General features: G+C 40.6%; 23 protein-coding genes. 4 read left to right on the forward strand and 19 right to left on the reverse strand.

Annotation, left to right across the window (positions count from 1 at the left end; translation table 11 throughout):
• The first annotated feature begins 221 nt into the window (after positions 1 to 221).
• Positions 222 to 770 (forward strand): tetrahydromethanopterin S-methyltransferase subunit A, encoded by a 549-nt coding sequence (locus ACZ5A8_RS15840; protein WP_464530205.1) that lies wholly within the window; start codon positions 222 to 224, stop codon positions 768 to 770.
• A gap of 62 nt (positions 771 to 832) precedes the next feature.
• Here the strand turns inward: ACZ5A8_RS15840 and ACZ5A8_RS15845 are convergent, their stop codons facing one another.
• Positions 833 to 1,030 (reverse strand): YwbE family protein, encoded by a 198-nt coding sequence (locus tag ACZ5A8_RS15845; protein ID WP_322223598.1) that lies wholly within the window; start codon positions 1,028 to 1,030, stop codon positions 833 to 835.
• A gap of 106 nt (positions 1,031 to 1,136) precedes the next feature.
• Positions 1,137 to 1,388 (reverse strand): hypothetical protein, encoded by a 252-nt coding sequence (locus ACZ5A8_RS15850; RefSeq protein ID WP_464530206.1) that lies wholly within the window; start codon positions 1,386 to 1,388, stop codon positions 1,137 to 1,139.
• A gap of 39 nt (positions 1,389 to 1,427) precedes the next feature.
• Between ACZ5A8_RS15850 and ACZ5A8_RS15855 the strand changes: the two genes are divergently transcribed.
• Complete coding sequence (locus ACZ5A8_RS15855) at positions 1,428 to 1,571, forward strand: hypothetical protein (RefSeq protein ID WP_229389935.1); 144 nt, start codon at positions 1,428 to 1,430, stop codon at positions 1,569 to 1,571.
• Between the two features lie 31 nt (positions 1,572 to 1,602).
• Here ACZ5A8_RS15855 and ACZ5A8_RS15860 read toward each other — a convergent pair whose 3' ends face one another.
• The 5 genes from ACZ5A8_RS15860 to ACZ5A8_RS15880 form a co-directional block, all read right to left on the reverse strand.
• Entirely contained in the window at positions 1,603 to 4,497 is a 2,895-nt protein-coding gene (locus ACZ5A8_RS15860; protein WP_464530208.1) for a heavy metal translocating P-type ATPase, read from the reverse strand.
• 420 nt (positions 4,498 to 4,917) lie between these two features.
• Complete coding sequence (locus ACZ5A8_RS15865) at positions 4,918 to 5,124, reverse strand: heavy-metal-associated domain-containing protein (protein WP_464530209.1); 207 nt, start codon at positions 5,122 to 5,124, stop codon at positions 4,918 to 4,920.
• 50 nt (positions 5,125 to 5,174) lie between these two features.
• Entirely contained in the window at positions 5,175 to 5,738 is a 564-nt protein-coding gene (locus tag ACZ5A8_RS15870) for a dTDP-4-dehydrorhamnose 3,5-epimerase family protein (protein WP_464530211.1), read from the reverse strand.
• Positions 5,739 to 5,740: 2 nt separating this feature from the next.
• Positions 5,741 to 6,373 carry a flavin reductase family protein gene (locus ACZ5A8_RS15875; protein ID WP_464530213.1) on the reverse strand — a complete coding sequence of 211 codons (633 nt, stop codon included), beginning with the start codon at positions 6,371 to 6,373 and terminating at the stop codon, positions 5,741 to 5,743.
• 429 nt (positions 6,374 to 6,802) lie between these two features.
• On the reverse strand, positions 6,803 to 7,567 hold the full coding sequence (locus ACZ5A8_RS15880; RefSeq protein ID WP_464530214.1) for an ATP-binding protein: 765 nt from the start codon (positions 7,565 to 7,567) through the stop codon (positions 6,803 to 6,805).
• A 196-nt stretch (positions 7,568 to 7,763) separates the two neighbouring features.
• Here ACZ5A8_RS15880 and ACZ5A8_RS15885 point away from each other — a divergent pair, with 196 nt between their 5' ends.
• Positions 7,764 to 8,081, forward strand: a complete 318-nt coding sequence (locus ACZ5A8_RS15885; RefSeq protein ID WP_464530216.1) for a winged helix-turn-helix transcriptional regulator — start codon at positions 7,764 to 7,766, stop codon at positions 8,079 to 8,081.
• Between the two features lie 256 nt (positions 8,082 to 8,337).
• Here ACZ5A8_RS15885 and ACZ5A8_RS15890 read toward each other — a convergent pair whose 3' ends face one another.
• From ACZ5A8_RS15890 to ACZ5A8_RS15925, 8 genes are all read right to left on the reverse strand, one after another.
• Entirely contained in the window at positions 8,338 to 8,502 is a 165-nt protein-coding gene (locus ACZ5A8_RS15890) for a heavy-metal-associated domain-containing protein (RefSeq protein WP_464530218.1), read from the reverse strand.
• 40 nt (positions 8,503 to 8,542) lie between these two features.
• Positions 8,543 to 8,770, reverse strand: coding sequence for a heavy-metal-associated domain-containing protein (locus ACZ5A8_RS15895; protein ID WP_464534169.1), 228 nt, complete (start codon positions 8,768 to 8,770; stop codon positions 8,543 to 8,545).
• A 173-nt stretch (positions 8,771 to 8,943) separates the two neighbouring features.
• On the reverse strand, positions 8,944 to 9,165 hold the full coding sequence (locus ACZ5A8_RS15900) for a heavy-metal-associated domain-containing protein (protein WP_255680000.1): 222 nt from the start codon (positions 9,163 to 9,165) through the stop codon (positions 8,944 to 8,946).
• Between the two features lie 205 nt (positions 9,166 to 9,370).
• Positions 9,371 to 9,472, reverse strand: a complete 102-nt coding sequence (locus tag ACZ5A8_RS15905; protein WP_464530219.1) for a hypothetical protein — start codon at positions 9,470 to 9,472, stop codon at positions 9,371 to 9,373.
• A 327-nt stretch (positions 9,473 to 9,799) separates the two neighbouring features.
• Entirely contained in the window at positions 9,800 to 10,669 is an 870-nt protein-coding gene (locus ACZ5A8_RS15910) for a hypothetical protein (protein ID WP_464530221.1), read from the reverse strand.
• A 392-nt stretch (positions 10,670 to 11,061) separates the two neighbouring features.
• The gene (locus ACZ5A8_RS15915) at positions 11,062 to 11,391 is read right to left on the reverse strand and encodes a DUF2933 domain-containing protein (protein WP_464530222.1); all 330 of its coding nucleotides are present in this window, start codon (positions 11,389 to 11,391) and stop codon (positions 11,062 to 11,064) included.
• 155 nt (positions 11,392 to 11,546) lie between these two features.
• Positions 11,547 to 12,545: a 2-hydroxyacid dehydrogenase gene (locus ACZ5A8_RS15920; protein WP_464530223.1), complete on the reverse strand. Its 999-nt coding sequence runs from the start codon at positions 12,543 to 12,545 to the stop codon at positions 11,547 to 11,549.
• A gap of 17 nt (positions 12,546 to 12,562) precedes the next feature.
• Positions 12,563 to 12,709, reverse strand: coding sequence for a YHS domain-containing protein (locus tag ACZ5A8_RS15925; RefSeq protein ID WP_464530225.1), 147 nt, complete (start codon positions 12,707 to 12,709; stop codon positions 12,563 to 12,565).
• 86 nt (positions 12,710 to 12,795) lie between these two features.
• On the opposite strand from ACZ5A8_RS15925, the gene ACZ5A8_RS15930 reads away from it, so the two are divergent.
• Positions 12,796 to 13,380: a protein-S-isoprenylcysteine O-methyltransferase gene (locus ACZ5A8_RS15930; RefSeq protein ID WP_464530226.1), complete on the forward strand. Its 585-nt coding sequence runs from the start codon at positions 12,796 to 12,798 to the stop codon at positions 13,378 to 13,380.
• Positions 13,381 to 13,511: 131 nt separating this feature from the next.
• Here ACZ5A8_RS15930 and ACZ5A8_RS15935 read toward each other — a convergent pair whose 3' ends face one another.
• The 4 genes from ACZ5A8_RS15935 to ACZ5A8_RS15950 all read right to left on the reverse strand — a co-directional run bounded on the left by ACZ5A8_RS15935 (position 13,512) and on the right by ACZ5A8_RS15950 (position 15,295).
• Entirely contained in the window at positions 13,512 to 14,141 is a 630-nt protein-coding gene (locus tag ACZ5A8_RS15935) for a methyltransferase family protein (RefSeq protein WP_464530228.1), read from the reverse strand.
• Positions 14,138 to 14,443 (reverse strand): DUF2933 domain-containing protein, encoded by a 306-nt coding sequence (locus tag ACZ5A8_RS15940; protein ID WP_464530229.1) that lies wholly within the window; start codon positions 14,441 to 14,443, stop codon positions 14,138 to 14,140. Before ACZ5A8_RS15940 ends, ACZ5A8_RS15935 begins: the two co-directional genes overlap by 4 nt.
• Positions 14,444 to 14,645: 202 nt before the next feature.
• On the reverse strand, positions 14,646 to 14,870 hold the full coding sequence (locus ACZ5A8_RS15945; RefSeq protein WP_464530231.1) for a hypothetical protein: 225 nt from the start codon (positions 14,868 to 14,870) through the stop codon (positions 14,646 to 14,648).
• Positions 14,819 to 15,295: an HAD-IC family P-type ATPase gene (locus ACZ5A8_RS15950; RefSeq protein ID WP_464530233.1), complete on the reverse strand. Its 477-nt coding sequence runs from the start codon at positions 15,293 to 15,295 to the stop codon at positions 14,819 to 14,821. Before ACZ5A8_RS15950 ends, ACZ5A8_RS15945 begins: the two co-directional genes overlap by 52 nt.
• Positions 15,296 to 15,449 lie beyond the last annotated feature (154 nt).

Consider the following 15,449-nt stretch of genomic DNA (forward strand, 5'->3'; position numbering starts at 1 on the left):
AAGATTCAATAATTAATTCTGAACATGCAGAAGATTAATTTAGGATATCCAGTAAATCAATTCCAACACATATTCACAACTTGGCTTTAGAAAGAATTCAAATTAATAGAATTAAAAAAGAAATTATTTTCAACGAGAAACTACGAATAAACTGCATAAAATAGTCGAAGTTGAAAAATAGTTTCTTTTGAACAATCAGCGAGCAGTAGGAGAGAAACAGTATGGAATGGCCTGTAACTTCCGGAGACTATATAATAGGAGATACGAATTCAAGCGTAGCTGTAGTAACTCTTGCCTCTGACTACACTGCATGGGAACTTAAGAATTATGCAATTTGTGGGACCTGTTTTAGTGAGAACTTCGGGATTGAAAAAATAATTGTGAATGTGCTTGCAAACCAGAACATACACTGCCTGATTGTCTGCGGAGAAGACAGCGGCCACCTGGCGGGCCAATCTTTGATCGCACTAGCCGAAAATGGAGTTTCTACCATGGCAGGCTCTAGAAAAATAGCCGGCTCAAACGCCTCTCTGCCTTACTTAAATGAGATACCGATGACTGCAATCTCCCGATTCCTCAGGGAAGTAAAAGTTGTAGACCTTATCGGAAACAAAGACCCTGTTGCTATCCAGAAAGTAATCGATTCCTGTACCGGCCCGAAAAGAATTGAAGCTCAAATCGTATCCATGCCAGAAGTTGATGAAGACAGCTGGCGAAAGTACGAGCAACTGATAAAGCAAAATGTTATGTCGAAGATAAAGAGGGGATGAGCTGAGTAGAGCTTGAGAAAGAGAAACTCTTCTTTCAAACACAACACGGCTTACTCTTCAGCTTACGAATAAATTTCCTTAACCCTTCCAACCTGCCCATCCGTCAACTGGACTTTGATCCCATGAGGGTGAGTTGAAGAATTGGTTAAAATGCGCTTTACAACGCCCTGGGTTATTTTCCCTGTTCGCTGGTCCTGCTTTAAAACAATTCCTACTTTTAATCCTTCTTTGATATTTGCTCTGACACTGCCGTTGTTCATGGCAGAAGGTAAATTCATTGTTATATAAATCAGTACGTTTTTAAAAAAATGATATCTATTTAAAAAATTGACATTCATAAAAGATTGATATTATTGATTATGTCCATTACTTGTTTTTTTCTTTGTTTTCAAGCCAGTCCATTACCCTGGGCCACAGGGACAATGAGATAATCATGGTAATCACAAAAACGAAAATAGAACCTGCTGCGAGATCTACCAGAGTGTAGGATGCTTCTCCCCGGTACATGTTGGTTAATAGAGTCCCAAGCAGGAAGAGGTTCATTAATACTATTGAGGTGGCAATACTTGAGAGAAGCACAACTCTGGTCCTTTTGTCTTTGGATCCAAATTTTACCATATGATTCACCATCAATAACCAGATGTTCAGAGTGACTAAATGTTAAGAATGACTGGGTGTTCAGAATTCCCTAACTTAACCTTTAAAAGGTTCAGCCAGAGAGCCTTTGAAGCCCGCATGCAGGAAAGTTCTGCTAGCAGCCTTCCAAAGCATGCGGTTTTCGAGTTTTCACGTATACCTTGACATAGAAGCTTTAAAAGTATCTGCTCTGAACTTATTTAATCCTGCTTCTTTTCATTAGCAGGGAATTCGTTGTTACAGAAACCGAACTCAATGCCATGAAAGCAGCAGCCAGTTCCGGCGTGATCAGAATTCGGTGAAAAACCGGGTAAAGAATTCCTGCTGCAATTGGGATACCTATTGTATTGTATCCAAAAGCCCAGAAAAGGTTCTGTTTGATTTTGTTGATAGTAAGCCGACTCAACTTAAGAGCTATAACCACATCCCGGGGATCATTCTTTATAAGTACAATTTCTGCGGATTCCATTGCCACGTCAGTGCCTGCCCCCATTGCAATTCCTACATCGGACTGAATCAATGCAGGAGCGTCATTAATGCCGTCACCCACCATTCCGACAAGTTTGCCCTCTTCTTGAAGCTTCTTAATTTCATTTGCTTTATCTTCGGGCAGCACCTCGGCAAGCACTCTGGGGATGCCTACTTCTTTTGCAATTGCACCGGATGTAATAGCATTGTCTCCGGTAATCATAACCACTTCGATTCCCATTTTTATCAGTGTCTCAACTGCTTCCTTGGAGTTTTCCTTCAGGGTATCGGCAACTGCAACAAGACCTATGATTTCGTTTTCAAAAGCTGCAAGCATTGCAGTTTTCCCATTTTCCTCAAACGTGCGCATTCTGGGCTCAAGATCCTCGAAGGGAATCCCGTTTTCGTCCATAAGCTTGCGAGTGCCGAGTAAAATTCTTTTTTCTCCAAGGTAAGCTTCCACTCCTTTTCCCGGGATGGAACGGAAATTTCCTGCCTTTTCGAGGCTAATACCCCTTTCCTCAGCCCCTCTTACGATAGCTTCCCCGAGAGGATGTTCGGATCCCTTTTCAGCCGTTGCAGCAATAAATAGCACCTCCTTTTCTTCGTGACCATGAGCTGCAAACAGATCTGTGAGTTTTGGAGTCCCTTCTGTAAGGGTTCCTGTTTTGTCAAAAACTATAGTATCAAGTTTATGCGCCCTTTCAAGGGCCTCCCCACCTTTTATAAGAACTCCGTTTTCCGCACCTCTGCCTGTACCCACCATGATGGCTGCAGGAGTTGCAAGCCCGACAGCACACGGGCACGAAATTACAAGGATAGTAATGCCAATAAGCAGGGAGAAAAGGAATGGACTGATTCCCCCCATAGCTACTGATTCCCCTACTCCATAGCGCCAGTAACCTATGAGAAACCAGAAGAAAAAGGCAAAAAGGGTAAGAATATGGACGGCTACTATGAAATTACCGGCAAATACATCTGCAACCCTCTGGATGGGGGCTTTAGTGGTCTGGGCAGTTTCAACAAGCCTCACAATCTGAGCAAGAGCGGTATCGGCACCTACCTTTGTAGCCCGAAAATTAAAAGATCCTGTTTTATTTAAAGTAGCCCCGATAACCGTACTTCCGGGACCTTTCTCTACTGGGATGCTCTCACCGGTGAGCATTGACTCGTCCACTGCCGAATTACCTTCTACAACAACTCCGTCAACCGGAATTTTCTCTCCTGGACGGACAATAACAACATCGCCAACTACTACTTCTTCTACAGGAACCTCTTTCTCGATGCCGTCTACAAGAATTCTGGAGGTTTTTGCCCTGAGCCCCATCAATTTCCGGATGGCTTCTGAAGTCTTACCTCTCGCCCTTACTTCTAGATATCTGCCAAGAACAATGAAGAGTATTAGAAGACCTACTGTATCGTAGTAAAGGGTGTCATATCCAGGGCCCAGATCAAAAAATGTCGCTGCTACACTGATAAGGTATGCAGATCCCGTCCCTCCGGCGATCAGCAAATCCATATCGGTTACGCCATGCTTGAAGCCTTTAAAAGTTCCGACAAAAAACTGCCTCCCCGGGAAAAGAAGCACCAGAGTAGACATTACAAAAAGTACTATAGGATCCATGAGGAAAGCGGGCACAAAATGAGAGACCGAAGGGAAAAGCATGCTCATATTTCCGATAAATATTGGGATTCCAAGCAGCGCAGCAATTATCAGGTTATTTCTCTGCCTGCGAATTTCAGCATCTCTGGACATCTGTTCTCTGTCTTCATATTCCACAGTTTCAGCTTTAACTGATGCCCCGTAGCCGATACCCTTAACTGCAGCGATGATTTCCCTGACAGAGATACGAGCTGAATCGAATTCTACAACTGCTTTTTCAAGCGGAAAGTTTACGGATGCTGAGATTACGCCTTCGGTTTTATTGAGGATCTTCTCGATATTTGCAGCACAGGAGGCACAGCTCATGCCCTCAAGGTTGAGAGTTACCGTATCCTTTTCTACCTTATAGCCGATAGATTCGATGGTATCTTCAATTTCCTTAGGAGAGATAAGAGAGGGATCAAAACCAACTTTTGCCCTTCCAAGTTCCAGATTGACAGCTACTGAGTCTACCCCTTCTTTTTTCTTCAATACTCTCTCGATATTCGCAGTACATGCCGAGCATGTCATCCCGGAAACTCCGAGAGTAATTTCTTTCAAGCCTGTATTCTGCTCTGGGATTTTGGAGGCTGCCTCTTCTGCAGTTATGCATGCTTCAGTAAGTGGGCATGCCTGAGAACCTTCCGGTACCCTTCCCTCAGCTTCTTCCGGAGCCCTATCAGCAGATTCCAAAACCTGACCTTTCCTCTCTTCTTCCCAGGAAGGTTCGGAGCTTTCTGAATGGGCTTCTTTGTGATCCTCTTCAATCTCACCTTCAGGTTCTGTAGAATATCCTGCCTTTTGAATAGCTCCTTTTATATCCTCGATGCTTGTTTTTTCAGGATCAAAATTAACAGTTGCACGTTCGGCTTCAAGATTGACGTCTACAGATTCCACGCCTTCAAGAGAAGAAATAGCATCAGCTACGCTTTTCTGGCAGTGACCGCAGGTCATGCCGTAAACTCCTATCGAAACTTCCATCGGATATGCCGCCTACCCAGTTTTTTCAGAATGCCTGACCGCTCAAAAGGCGTTCATTGGCTCTCTTACACTTTTATAACCCGCTTCGAGCAGGGTCATCCTTATGACATGTGCATCAGTTATCCGGCTGTCATAGGTCACGTATACCGTCCTGTCAAGGACATTTACATTTACACGGGAAACCCCGTTAATAGAGGCAATGAGTTTGAACTGTATCTTTGCAGTACCTGCAAATCATATCATCTACTACAAATGTTGTCTCCCCGATATCTTCACCCCCGGATCTTCAGCTGCTTTTTAAACAGACGTTTCACCCGTATTATAAAAATCTGTACTTTTTACTATATAATGAATTCCTTAAGCCCGACAAATGAAGTATCTAAAGACTGATTGAATCCTGATCAGACAAATCATTCCAGTTCAGGCTGGCTCATATCCGGTTTCCCGTACTGCAGCCTTTATTTTCTCTACATCGGTTTTTCCTTCATCGAATTCAATAACAGCCTGTTTGTTCTCAAGGCTCACATCTACTTTCTTTACGCCCTGTACACCTTCGATTGCTTTTTTAACCCTCATAACGCAGTGCCCACAGGACATACCTTCAACCTTTATGGTTTCTGGATTCATAGTTTCTACCTTCATTTTTACCAGGATATGACTGTTCCGAATTCTCTGTTTTATTCCATTTTACAATTCCAATCGTAAGGAATTATATTGTTGCAAATAGGATTAACCCGCCTTTCATCTACATTTTCAGGATCATAGAATAAGGAAGGCATTCCTATCACCACAGATACATCGTTGCCTACATTTTTTGTGCCGTGAAAAATTCCTGGTGGAATATAAACTGCGCGAGGATATCTTTCACCCATAAATATTTCATTAAGAACTTTATAAGTAGGTGAGTCTTTTCTGTAATCATATAATGCAACTTTTACCATCCCAGTAACACAAAATAGGTGATCTTCCTGTTTAGAATGAAGATGCCAACCTTTGATCATTCCAGGATAAGAATATGAGGCAATTATTTGCTTGATGTTCTGTGCTTTCAGTTCCTCATCGTCTAAACGTATAAGCTCGGTCAAAAATCCTCTCTCATCGCTGAACAACTTCATATCCTTTATGAAAACTCCTTCTATGAGTTTTTCACCATAAAATCCAGGAATACTTTGAACTCGTGGTTTTTCTAGTTTATTAAAATCTTCTATACTTTGTACTTTTATCATACATTCTGCTTGCATTCTTACACCTCTTTTTTTTCATACATCCATGATAATGGATCTTTACCACTTTCAAACATAGTTCCATAAGACTCAAATTTACCAATATTGCTGACAGTACAGAAATGCATACCAGAATCTGATTCTGTCATCATCAATGGTTTAGCCTTTTCTACGTCCCACGAACCGTCTTTCTTGTTGTATATTTCATCTACCACCTCAAGATGCACTACCTTGCCTAGAATCAGTAGGTAAGGAAAGCCGCCATATTTGTCTTCATATATGCTATGCAATTTGCATTCCATCCATGCATAGCATCCTTCAATTCCTGGTGCTTTGACCTTCTGTGAAGGTTTTTCCTTTAAACCTGCCAATTCAAATTCATTAACAGTAGAAGGGACATGAGACGCAGTGGGTATCACTTTATCCACCATATCAACACCAGGCATGTTAAGAACAAATTCCTCTGTGTTTTTGATATTATCAAATGTGTCTCTCATTTTCGCTGAAGCTACACAAATTAAGTCGAGTGGGCGTAAAACAGGCATAACGCAAGAATAGGGCGCTATGTTTCTGATTCCATCTTCACTGACTGTGGAGATAAACGCAACAGGCACAGGTATCAGTGATTCTCTTTTGAAGTTTTCTAGTATCATATGTACCTCCAACTATCCTTTAAATTTTAAGCTATTTAAATATTACTTTTTTATCTTTTAGTAACATTTTTTTATAAATTATATACACTTGTTAATATTTTATCACAAAAAACATATGTTTTTACAACTGTAGGATCGTAAAACTAATTTTAGTATTGCTCGAAATGTTATCCCATCCAGGCATACTGATAAGATCTTAAAATTAAAAAATTGTGTCAAATTTGTAAAATTAATAAAAAATAGCTGGTTGAATTTTTCACAAGTATATAAATAGGGCTTATGTACTTGAAGCAAAAAACACGTGCCTTAAGCATAGTAAGTTAACAATCTGTAGTAATTAAAAGCTTAATGCCATTAGTTTTCAGTTTAGTTACATAAGTCCATACTTTGAAGAAATCAGTTGACCATACACACTATTATAAATCTTATTCAGAAATTGGTTCTTGAAACTAGAAAATCAGCTATTGACTCGATTTCAGAAAGTTCTACGTTCAGTTCTTCTCCGGTAAATCCAGCTCGGAAAACTTCCAAATTTGATGGAATTGAAGTCAGAATATGAGTTATATCTACAGTATTCATCATTGACTGAGCCATGATCTCATCTGTACGATTAAGAATAAAATAGCAGGGTTTTCCGGCTTTTTCCGAAAGTTCTTTAATTTTTTCAGAAAGCCTTGAAGATTCATAAGATGGATCAAGTACCATTAATATAAGGTTACATCCTTCTTCAATTCCTCTTCCGAAATGCTCTATGCCAGCTTCAGTATCTACAAATATAACATCTTCAGATGTAGTTTCCATGTTATTCAGCAAATTCCTCGCAAGAGCTCCCATCGGGCAGGCACAACCTTCTCCAAAGTCATGGATTTTGCCTATGGTCATTATTTTGATTTTTCCTTTTTCTATGATATAAGCTTCAGGAATATCGGAAATTTTCCATTTGTTTTCAAAAATACTGATAGTGTCTCCTTTTTGATATGCCTGCATTAGTTTTTCTCCCAGAATTTTTTTCCCTCCAAGGTAATTCATAAAATCTTCAGGCATTTCAAGACCTAGCTGTTTATGAAGCCCAAAATTTGACTCGTCACTATCCACTACAAGTACATTGTAATTTCTCTTAACCATGGATTTTGCAAGCAAAGCAGTAATCGTGCTCTTGCCGCTACCACCTTTTCCACACACAAGAACTTTCATAATTTTACCTCTTCTTCAGGATAATTAATCTTAAAAGATTATTGAATAATATCATATTATGCTAACAATACAATACTTTCTATAGTATTAATAATATCAAGTTTATAGTGATAAAGTGACTATGAAAAAGAATAGTAACGGAATTTGTTTGTGTCCACTTAAAGGAATTATTTCCACGATATCCAAAAAATGGGCCATGCTCATAATCAGTGCTCTTGGACATCATAATAGGTTGCGTTTCCATGACCTAATGAACACTCTTGAAGGCATCAGTCCCAAATCACTTACAGACCTGTTAAAAGAGCTCCAAAAAGAGGGCCTGATCCAACGAGAAGCATTTCCCGAGATGCCTCCGCGGGTTGAGTACTTTTTGACAAATGATGGAAAACAGCTTTGCGAAGCAATTATTCCTTTAATAAAATGGGCAGAAAAACGGGATGATCTGCATCAGAAAAACATGTCATTCCACCTGGCAGAGTACAAATGCCAGAGTACAAATAATACTCCTAAATGAACTGTACAATAAAGGAAACCGTAATTGATTGACATAGGACTTACATACTTTACACACTTGAAATATAAAATCAGGCACATGCAGACTTGTCAACAGGATTTGGGTTTATACAGTTAAGGGATAATTGAAATATAGTATCAAGGGGTTTTCTTACCAAAAATGGTTATTGGGGGAAATAGAATTATAGATCAATTCCCCAAACTGAAACTTAGAAGTTATATTTGTGTCATTCCTAAGTTTTTTCTGCTCGTTTTTTTCAGTTCAACTGCGTAAGTCCTACAGGATTAAAATTAACAGTTGCACGCTCGGCTTCAAGATTGACATCTACAGATTCCACACCCCCAAGAGAAGAAATAGCATCCGCTACTCTTTTCTGGCAGTGACCACAGGTCATGCCATAAACTTCTATCGTGATTTCCATCGGTATGCCGCCTTTCAGATTATTCAGACTTCCCGACTACTTAAAAAGCGTTTACAGGCTCTTTTATATTTTTATAACCGGCTTCTAGCAGGGTCATCCTTATAACATGTGCATCAGTTATCCGGCTGTCATAAGTCACATTTACTGTTCTTTCAGGAACGTTTACGTTTACACGGGAAACCCCGTTAATAGAGGTAATAAGCCTGGTAACCGCGTCTTTGCAATACCTGCAAATCATATCATCTACTATAAGTGTTGTCTCCCCGATATCTTCACCCCCGGATCATCAGCTGCTTTTTAAACAGGCGCTTCACCTATATTATAAAAATCTGTACTTTTACTATATAATGAATTCCTCGATCCAATAAATGAAGTCTAGACCAATAAACAAAGTCTTCTGAGACAAATTATTTTGAGGCTCAGTAAATACATTATTCCGGCTCAGACTGGCTCATACCCTGTTTCCCGTACTGCAGCCTTTATTTTTTCTACATCTGTCTTTCCTTCATCAAACTCAACAACAGCCTGTTTGTTCTCAAGATTCACATCTACTTTTTTTACGCCTTCCAGACCTTCAATTGCTTTTTTAACCCTCATAACGCAGTGCCCGCAGGACATACCTTCAACTTTTATGGTTTCCTGAGTAATTGTTTCAACCTCCACTAATTTTACTGACCGATTTAGCATAATAAGTTTATGGATTACTGCATGATTAAACAGATGTATGTCCGATCTGCTGCATAATCCTTTTTACCCTCGAGCCGGATAGGCAGGAAGAAGTCACCCTTTCATGTAAGCCTTAGCAAATGAAAAAAGTAGGAGTGAAAAACAAAAGCCTATTTTTAAAGTGGCTCATACCAGGTTTCCTTTATCGCAGCCTGATTTTTTCTACGTCGGTCTTTCCCTCGTCGAATTCAAAAACAGTCTGTTTGTTCCCATGGCTTACATTTATTCTCTTTATACCCTGCATACCTTCAATTGCCTTTTTGACTCTTATTACACAGTGCCCGCGAGATGCCCTTCAGCCTTTATATTTCTGAATAATTCTTTCAATTTTAAGAATGATAATCCAGAATGATACTCCGGAATAACTTGTCTAATCAACTTTATAAGAGTGATCTCCAGATTATAAAAATGATCTCCAGAATAATCCCTTAGAAATCCTGTTAAAGCGATTTTCGGAGCTATTATAACAGAATGGCTCGTTCATAGGGAACTAAATAGAAAGTCATAACCTGGAAAAATTAATAGGGGAACACGTCCCCACTGATTTTTATTGAAAATTATCCTGTCAGGTTTAACACCCGTGTTCATATTCTCCCGAGAACTGTACTTTTGTTGTGTTGTTCATCATCCCCATTGTCATATTTTCCCCGGCCATGCATTCATATGCATGCATCATATGGTCCATCATTTGTTCCATCATTTCCATCTGAGACTCATTGGTTTCCATTCCGTGTTCTTTCATGTGGAGCTCATGCATTTCCATGGCTTTCTTCATCCAGACCATCGCACAGTCCATTTTGGCTTTGTCTGTCATATCCATAGCTGCGTGCTCTCCTACAACACATTTATGTGCCTGCATCATATGTTCCATCATTTCCATCTGAGACTCGTCGGTCGCCGAGCTGGGATTCTTGAGATGTATTTCATGTAGCTGTATAGCCTGCTCCAGCCAGAAGTCAGCACATTTCAGCCTCGCATGGGCTTCACAAACAGAGTCTGCTGATGCATTACATTCTGTCTTGTTATCCATCATTTCCATGGTCACGTTTTTACCTATAATGCATTCGTGGGCATGCATCATGTAGTCCATTAGCTCCATCTGAGACTCGTTGGTTGCCGTGCTGGGATCTTCCATGTGAAGCTCGTGCAACTCTATTGCCTTCTCGAGCCAGAGGTCAGCACATTTCAGCCGGGCCTGAACTGTACTTATATTTTGATCCATAAGCATGCAGCAGCTTTCATTTGCCATATGCTCGCCCATCATGCAGTGCATCATGGTCTCGTTATCCTGGTGGTCTCCCATGTCTAACTGCATCATCATACATGTTTGATTGTCAGGACACTTACACATAGTATCGCCTGCAGCGGGTCCTACCAGTGCAATTGTTATAATTCCCAATGCCAGCAAAAATACTGACTTTATTGTTCCAGTTCTGATCATTTTATTCCCCCCGTTAATCACCGAGTTAGTAAGTTTAATATTCGGCTTGTATTTATTTAATTCAGTAACATAAAAATCTTATTATAATAAAAACTATGTTTAGAAACTCTTTTACGGCTAAAAAGGCTCTAAAACGGAGGCAAATTCAAAAAAGATACTGAAGATTATGAAATCCTTCATTATGAAATGAAAATAGCTTCATATTTTAATAATAGGAAAAAATATCCGGAAAGTGAGCAATCTAAATGTAGAAAACCTTAGAGTTCCCGGTCGGAGGTATTCTGAGCCCTGGAAACCAAAAACTAAAAGAAAGGCATGGGAAAAAGAATCACATCGGAAATTGAAATAATCAGATCCAACAGCCAAGTCTAAAATAAAAAGCGAGATACAGTTCATGTAATCTTTCTGACCTGGTCACGCTGGATTTCATCCTCACAGCCTTCAGTGCCCTGCTCAATCCTTTTCTCTGCTTCTCCATGTTTATGCTTTCCATCACCATGCCCGCAATGTCCTCCCTGTTCCCCATGCCCTCCGTGCTTTCCGTGCCTTCCACACATGAAGAAATGAAGCAAAATGTAAGCGAAGAAAAATATGTAACTTGAATATGCGAGAAGATGAGCTCTGTGCTCTGTCAATATATAAAATGCAACAGTGGCTAGAATGAAAAGCAAGGCTGCCCTTAAGATAAATTTATTTCTTAAACAAATGTTTGTTCCATTCATCAGGAAGCCATCCCTTTTCATTTTAATACAAAGTAAGATACAGGATAGAAGACAATAACAGCGCAAATTTTCTGCCTGAATTATAAAAAATTGGATCATATTGACTCATGAGGTCAACATTCAGAATCATGAGGCTCGAGAATTTAGCTATCTGCCTATTCCTTCTTAGTCTTCTCTCCATAGCCCTTTTCTTCATAGCCCTTTAATAGTGAAGGATTAACCACATTCTGAGGTTTACCCTGCATAAACATCTCCACATTCTCAATACTGATATAGGTACACTCATCCAGAGATTCTTCAGACAAAAAGGCAATGTGCGGAGTCAACACTGCACTATCCATCACTAGAAGTGGACTATTCATTGGCAGAGGCTCTTTTTCGAAGACATCCAGCCCTGCTCCGGCGATCTTTTTCTCTCTAAGAGCTTCTATAAGAGCAGCTTCATCAATCACTTTCCCCCTGGCAGTGTTAATCAATATAGCAGTAGGTTTCATCTTTGCCAGTTCTCTCGCACCTATCATATGTTCTGTTTCAGGTGTCAGCGGTACATGCAGTGTAACTATGTCGCTCTCTGAGAGCAGGGTATCTAGATCTACAAATTTTATTCCCATTGCTTTTGCTTTCTCAGGACTGGGGTGAGCCGTTACGGAGAGCACATGCATGTTGAATCCTTGTGCAATCTGTATCACTCTTTTACCTATTTCGCCCATTCCCAGCACGCCTATAGTTTTGCTCATGAGCTGGTTACCCACATAGTACCTCCAATCGAATAATCCTTCTCGCAGATTCATGTCCGCCAGATGGACTTTTCTGAGAAGGTTCAGGGATAAGGCAAAGACAAACTCTGCCACCGAGTCAAAGGCATAATTGGGAACGTTTGATACGATTACTCCATGTTCTGTCGCTGCCTTTAGATCCACATTATCGAAGCCCGTCTGCCATAGAGAGATAAGCTTTAGCTTGGGCGCAGAGCTTATTGCCTTGGCGTCAACTCCGTATCTTCCTACTATTACAACTTCAGCATCCTTTATTCTCTCAATGAATTCATCATGAGAGAAAGGCACATTTTTGTAAATTTCAAGTTCACCCAGTGCTTCAAGTTGCTTTTTGTATTCTTCCGTCAGGAATATAGGGTCTGCTACTACTATTTTCATAAGCCACCCCAAAAACCTCAGGTCTCAATGTATTTTTCCGGATCCTCATCAAACTTCTTTTTGTCAGAAAGGGCGCAGAAGTAATACATTTTTCCTTTGTATTCACTCTTGAATCTCACTTTCTTTTCATCCAGCTCCATCTTGCAGACAGGATCGATTACCACTATAATGATACCCCCAATGATCAAAGATTCGTTAAGCTATTTCTATATTTCACATAATATAAGCTTATAAGTTTGAGAGGAATTTAATGCATGAAATTCAATTCAAGCTCATTCTGGCAGTATTGCTTTTAATGAGTACAGACATCAGGCTATATTACCAGAGGAACCGTAGAGGGTTCAAAACAGCAGTAATAAAACACAAAAGGAGAGAAAAATATCTCATCGCGTTATTCGGTTTAGGGCTTATTCCTATCATATTTTACCTGCTTACCTCACGGCTTAAGCCCTTCAGCTTTTCTCTTCCTGCTCGGGTCCGATGGCTTGGAGCAGGGCTAATTTTTGCGGGAAATCTTCTCTTCATCTGGTCTCATAGAGCTTTAGGCAGGAACTGGTCGCCCCTTCTGGAAATCCGGAGAGGACACACCCTTATAACCGAAGGTCCTTACAGATTTATCAGGCACCCCATGTACGCAGCCATTTTTCTAATAGGAATTGGAGTATCGCTTCTTTCTGCGAACTGGATAGTTGCCTTATCTTATATGCTTCCAATGACAAACATGTACCTGGTCCGGATATCCGATGAAGAGAAGATGATGGCAGAACAGTTTGGAAACGAATACAAAGAATATATGCGGAATACGGGCCGTTTGATTCCAAAACTGAGGTGTTGAGGAGTAAAATAGATTTACAAAGCAAATTTAAATCTTAAGATAGTCCGTAGACTATGAGGGAAAAATAAATGATTTATTAGAATATGCATTGTGAACTACTGTTAATTATATACGTCTTATACTTTTCTTGATTATCTTAGGCGTGGAATAAATCCCGGAACTTTTGCCATGTAGCTAGAGTATTCTTCGGGAAACTCTGCCAGAACCTCTTTTTCCTCGCTTCTTGCCAGCCTTTTGTACATCCATACAAGTATTGGAAACATTATTAGAGTCAATATTGTGGGCCATTGAATCAAAAACCCTATCATAATCAAGGTGAACGCGTCATATTGAGGATGACGAACATAAGCGTATGGGCCTGTGGTCGCTAGCGCATGGTTCTTTTGGGCAGTATAGAGTGCTTTCCAAGAAGTGGTGAGTAAAAAGAGACCTCCGAGGATGAAAATGCTGCTGACTAGATGAAGGAGGCCAAGATGAGGATCTCCACTCAGGCCAAGGAGCGTGTAAGAGAGATGCCCTGCATCGTGAGATAGCAGGTCGATTTCTGGGTAACGACTTGCCAGCCAGCCTGAGAGCAGATAAATGGTAAGGGGAAAGCCGTACATTTCTGTGAATAGCGCAATTATGAATGCCGCAAAACCACCAAAGGAGCGCCAGTCACGAGATGTTTTAGGATGCGTGAAACTAAAGGCGAAAATGATAATGATCAGCGAGTTGATGATGACCAAAGGCCAGAGACCGTATGCCGGTATATCGCTCATTTGGACTTCTCCTGACTGCTCTTATACTGGCCTGCATCTTCGTACCCTCCAGCATTCTGAATCTCTTTTCGTTCCGCAGCCTTGTGCTTATGCTTCCCCTGATCATGCCCTCCATGTCCTCCATGCCCTAGATGCATGAAAACGTGCATCAAAACAAAGACAAGGAAAATTATGTAGTTCGAATATGCCAGAAGGTGAGCCCTGTGCTCAGTTAGCAGATAGAATGCAATGGTAGCCAGGCTAAAGAGTATGACTGTTCTCACGATGAAATTATCTCTTGAACTGCGGTTTGCCCCATTCATTCGAAGATTCTCCTCTTTTTGATTTTAGATAAAAATCGTTATTAAAAGTATTCCTAGCGGCAAAATTGAAACTCTTAATCAAGCTTTGTCCTGCTGAGCATCAAGGCGTTGATCGTCACCAGTACCGTACTTCCAGCAATAGTAAAGGCTGCAATTTCCGGCCTTAACAGTAATCCTGTGGAGGGGTACAGAACTCCGGCAGCTATCGGGAAGCAGTTATATTGTAACCTGCCGCATACCAGAGGTTTTCAATCATCTTCCGTCTAGTGGCTTTACTTATAGCTATCACCTTTATTACTTCCAGAGGATCGCTGCGCATAAGCACGACATCTGCGGACTCAAGAGCTACATCCGTTCCTGCTCCAATAGCAATACCTACATCAGCTTGTACCAGCGCCAGAGCATTATTAATGCCATCCCCCACCATGCCACCAATTTGCCCTCCTGCTGGATCTCTTTCACTTTCTCCACTTTCTGGTCTGGCCGAACCTCGGCAAAGACTTTTTCTATTCCTAAATCTGCAGTAATACGTCTTGCCGTAGCCCAGTTATCACCTGTCAACATAACACTTTCAACACCAAGAACTTTAAGTCGCTGGACAGTTTCCCTAGAGGTGGACCTTAGGGCGTCAGCTACGGCGATTAACCCCACCAGCCTGCTATCCCTGGCGATATAAATAACGGTCTTGCCCTCGCTCCCTATTCCCTCAGCCCTGGATTTCATCTTCTCTATATCTATTTTCTGATCTTTCATCAGACTGAAGTTGCCCATGAGAATACTTCTGTCTTCGACTTGGGCTGTCACGCCCTGGCCGGTTATTGCCTCAAAGCGGCTCGCCATTTGAAGAACCATTCCTTTAGGAATAACAAATATATAATTTAAAGTATTTTTATTGTCATATAATATTGATTAAAATCTGTTAGAAATGACAAGGAATTTACTTTAATGCTGCACACAAAATATTCTGAAAAAATTGAAAAACAGATGAAAGCGTTTTATAACACTT

It is taken from the genome of Methanosarcina subterranea (genome assembly GCF_055385895.1).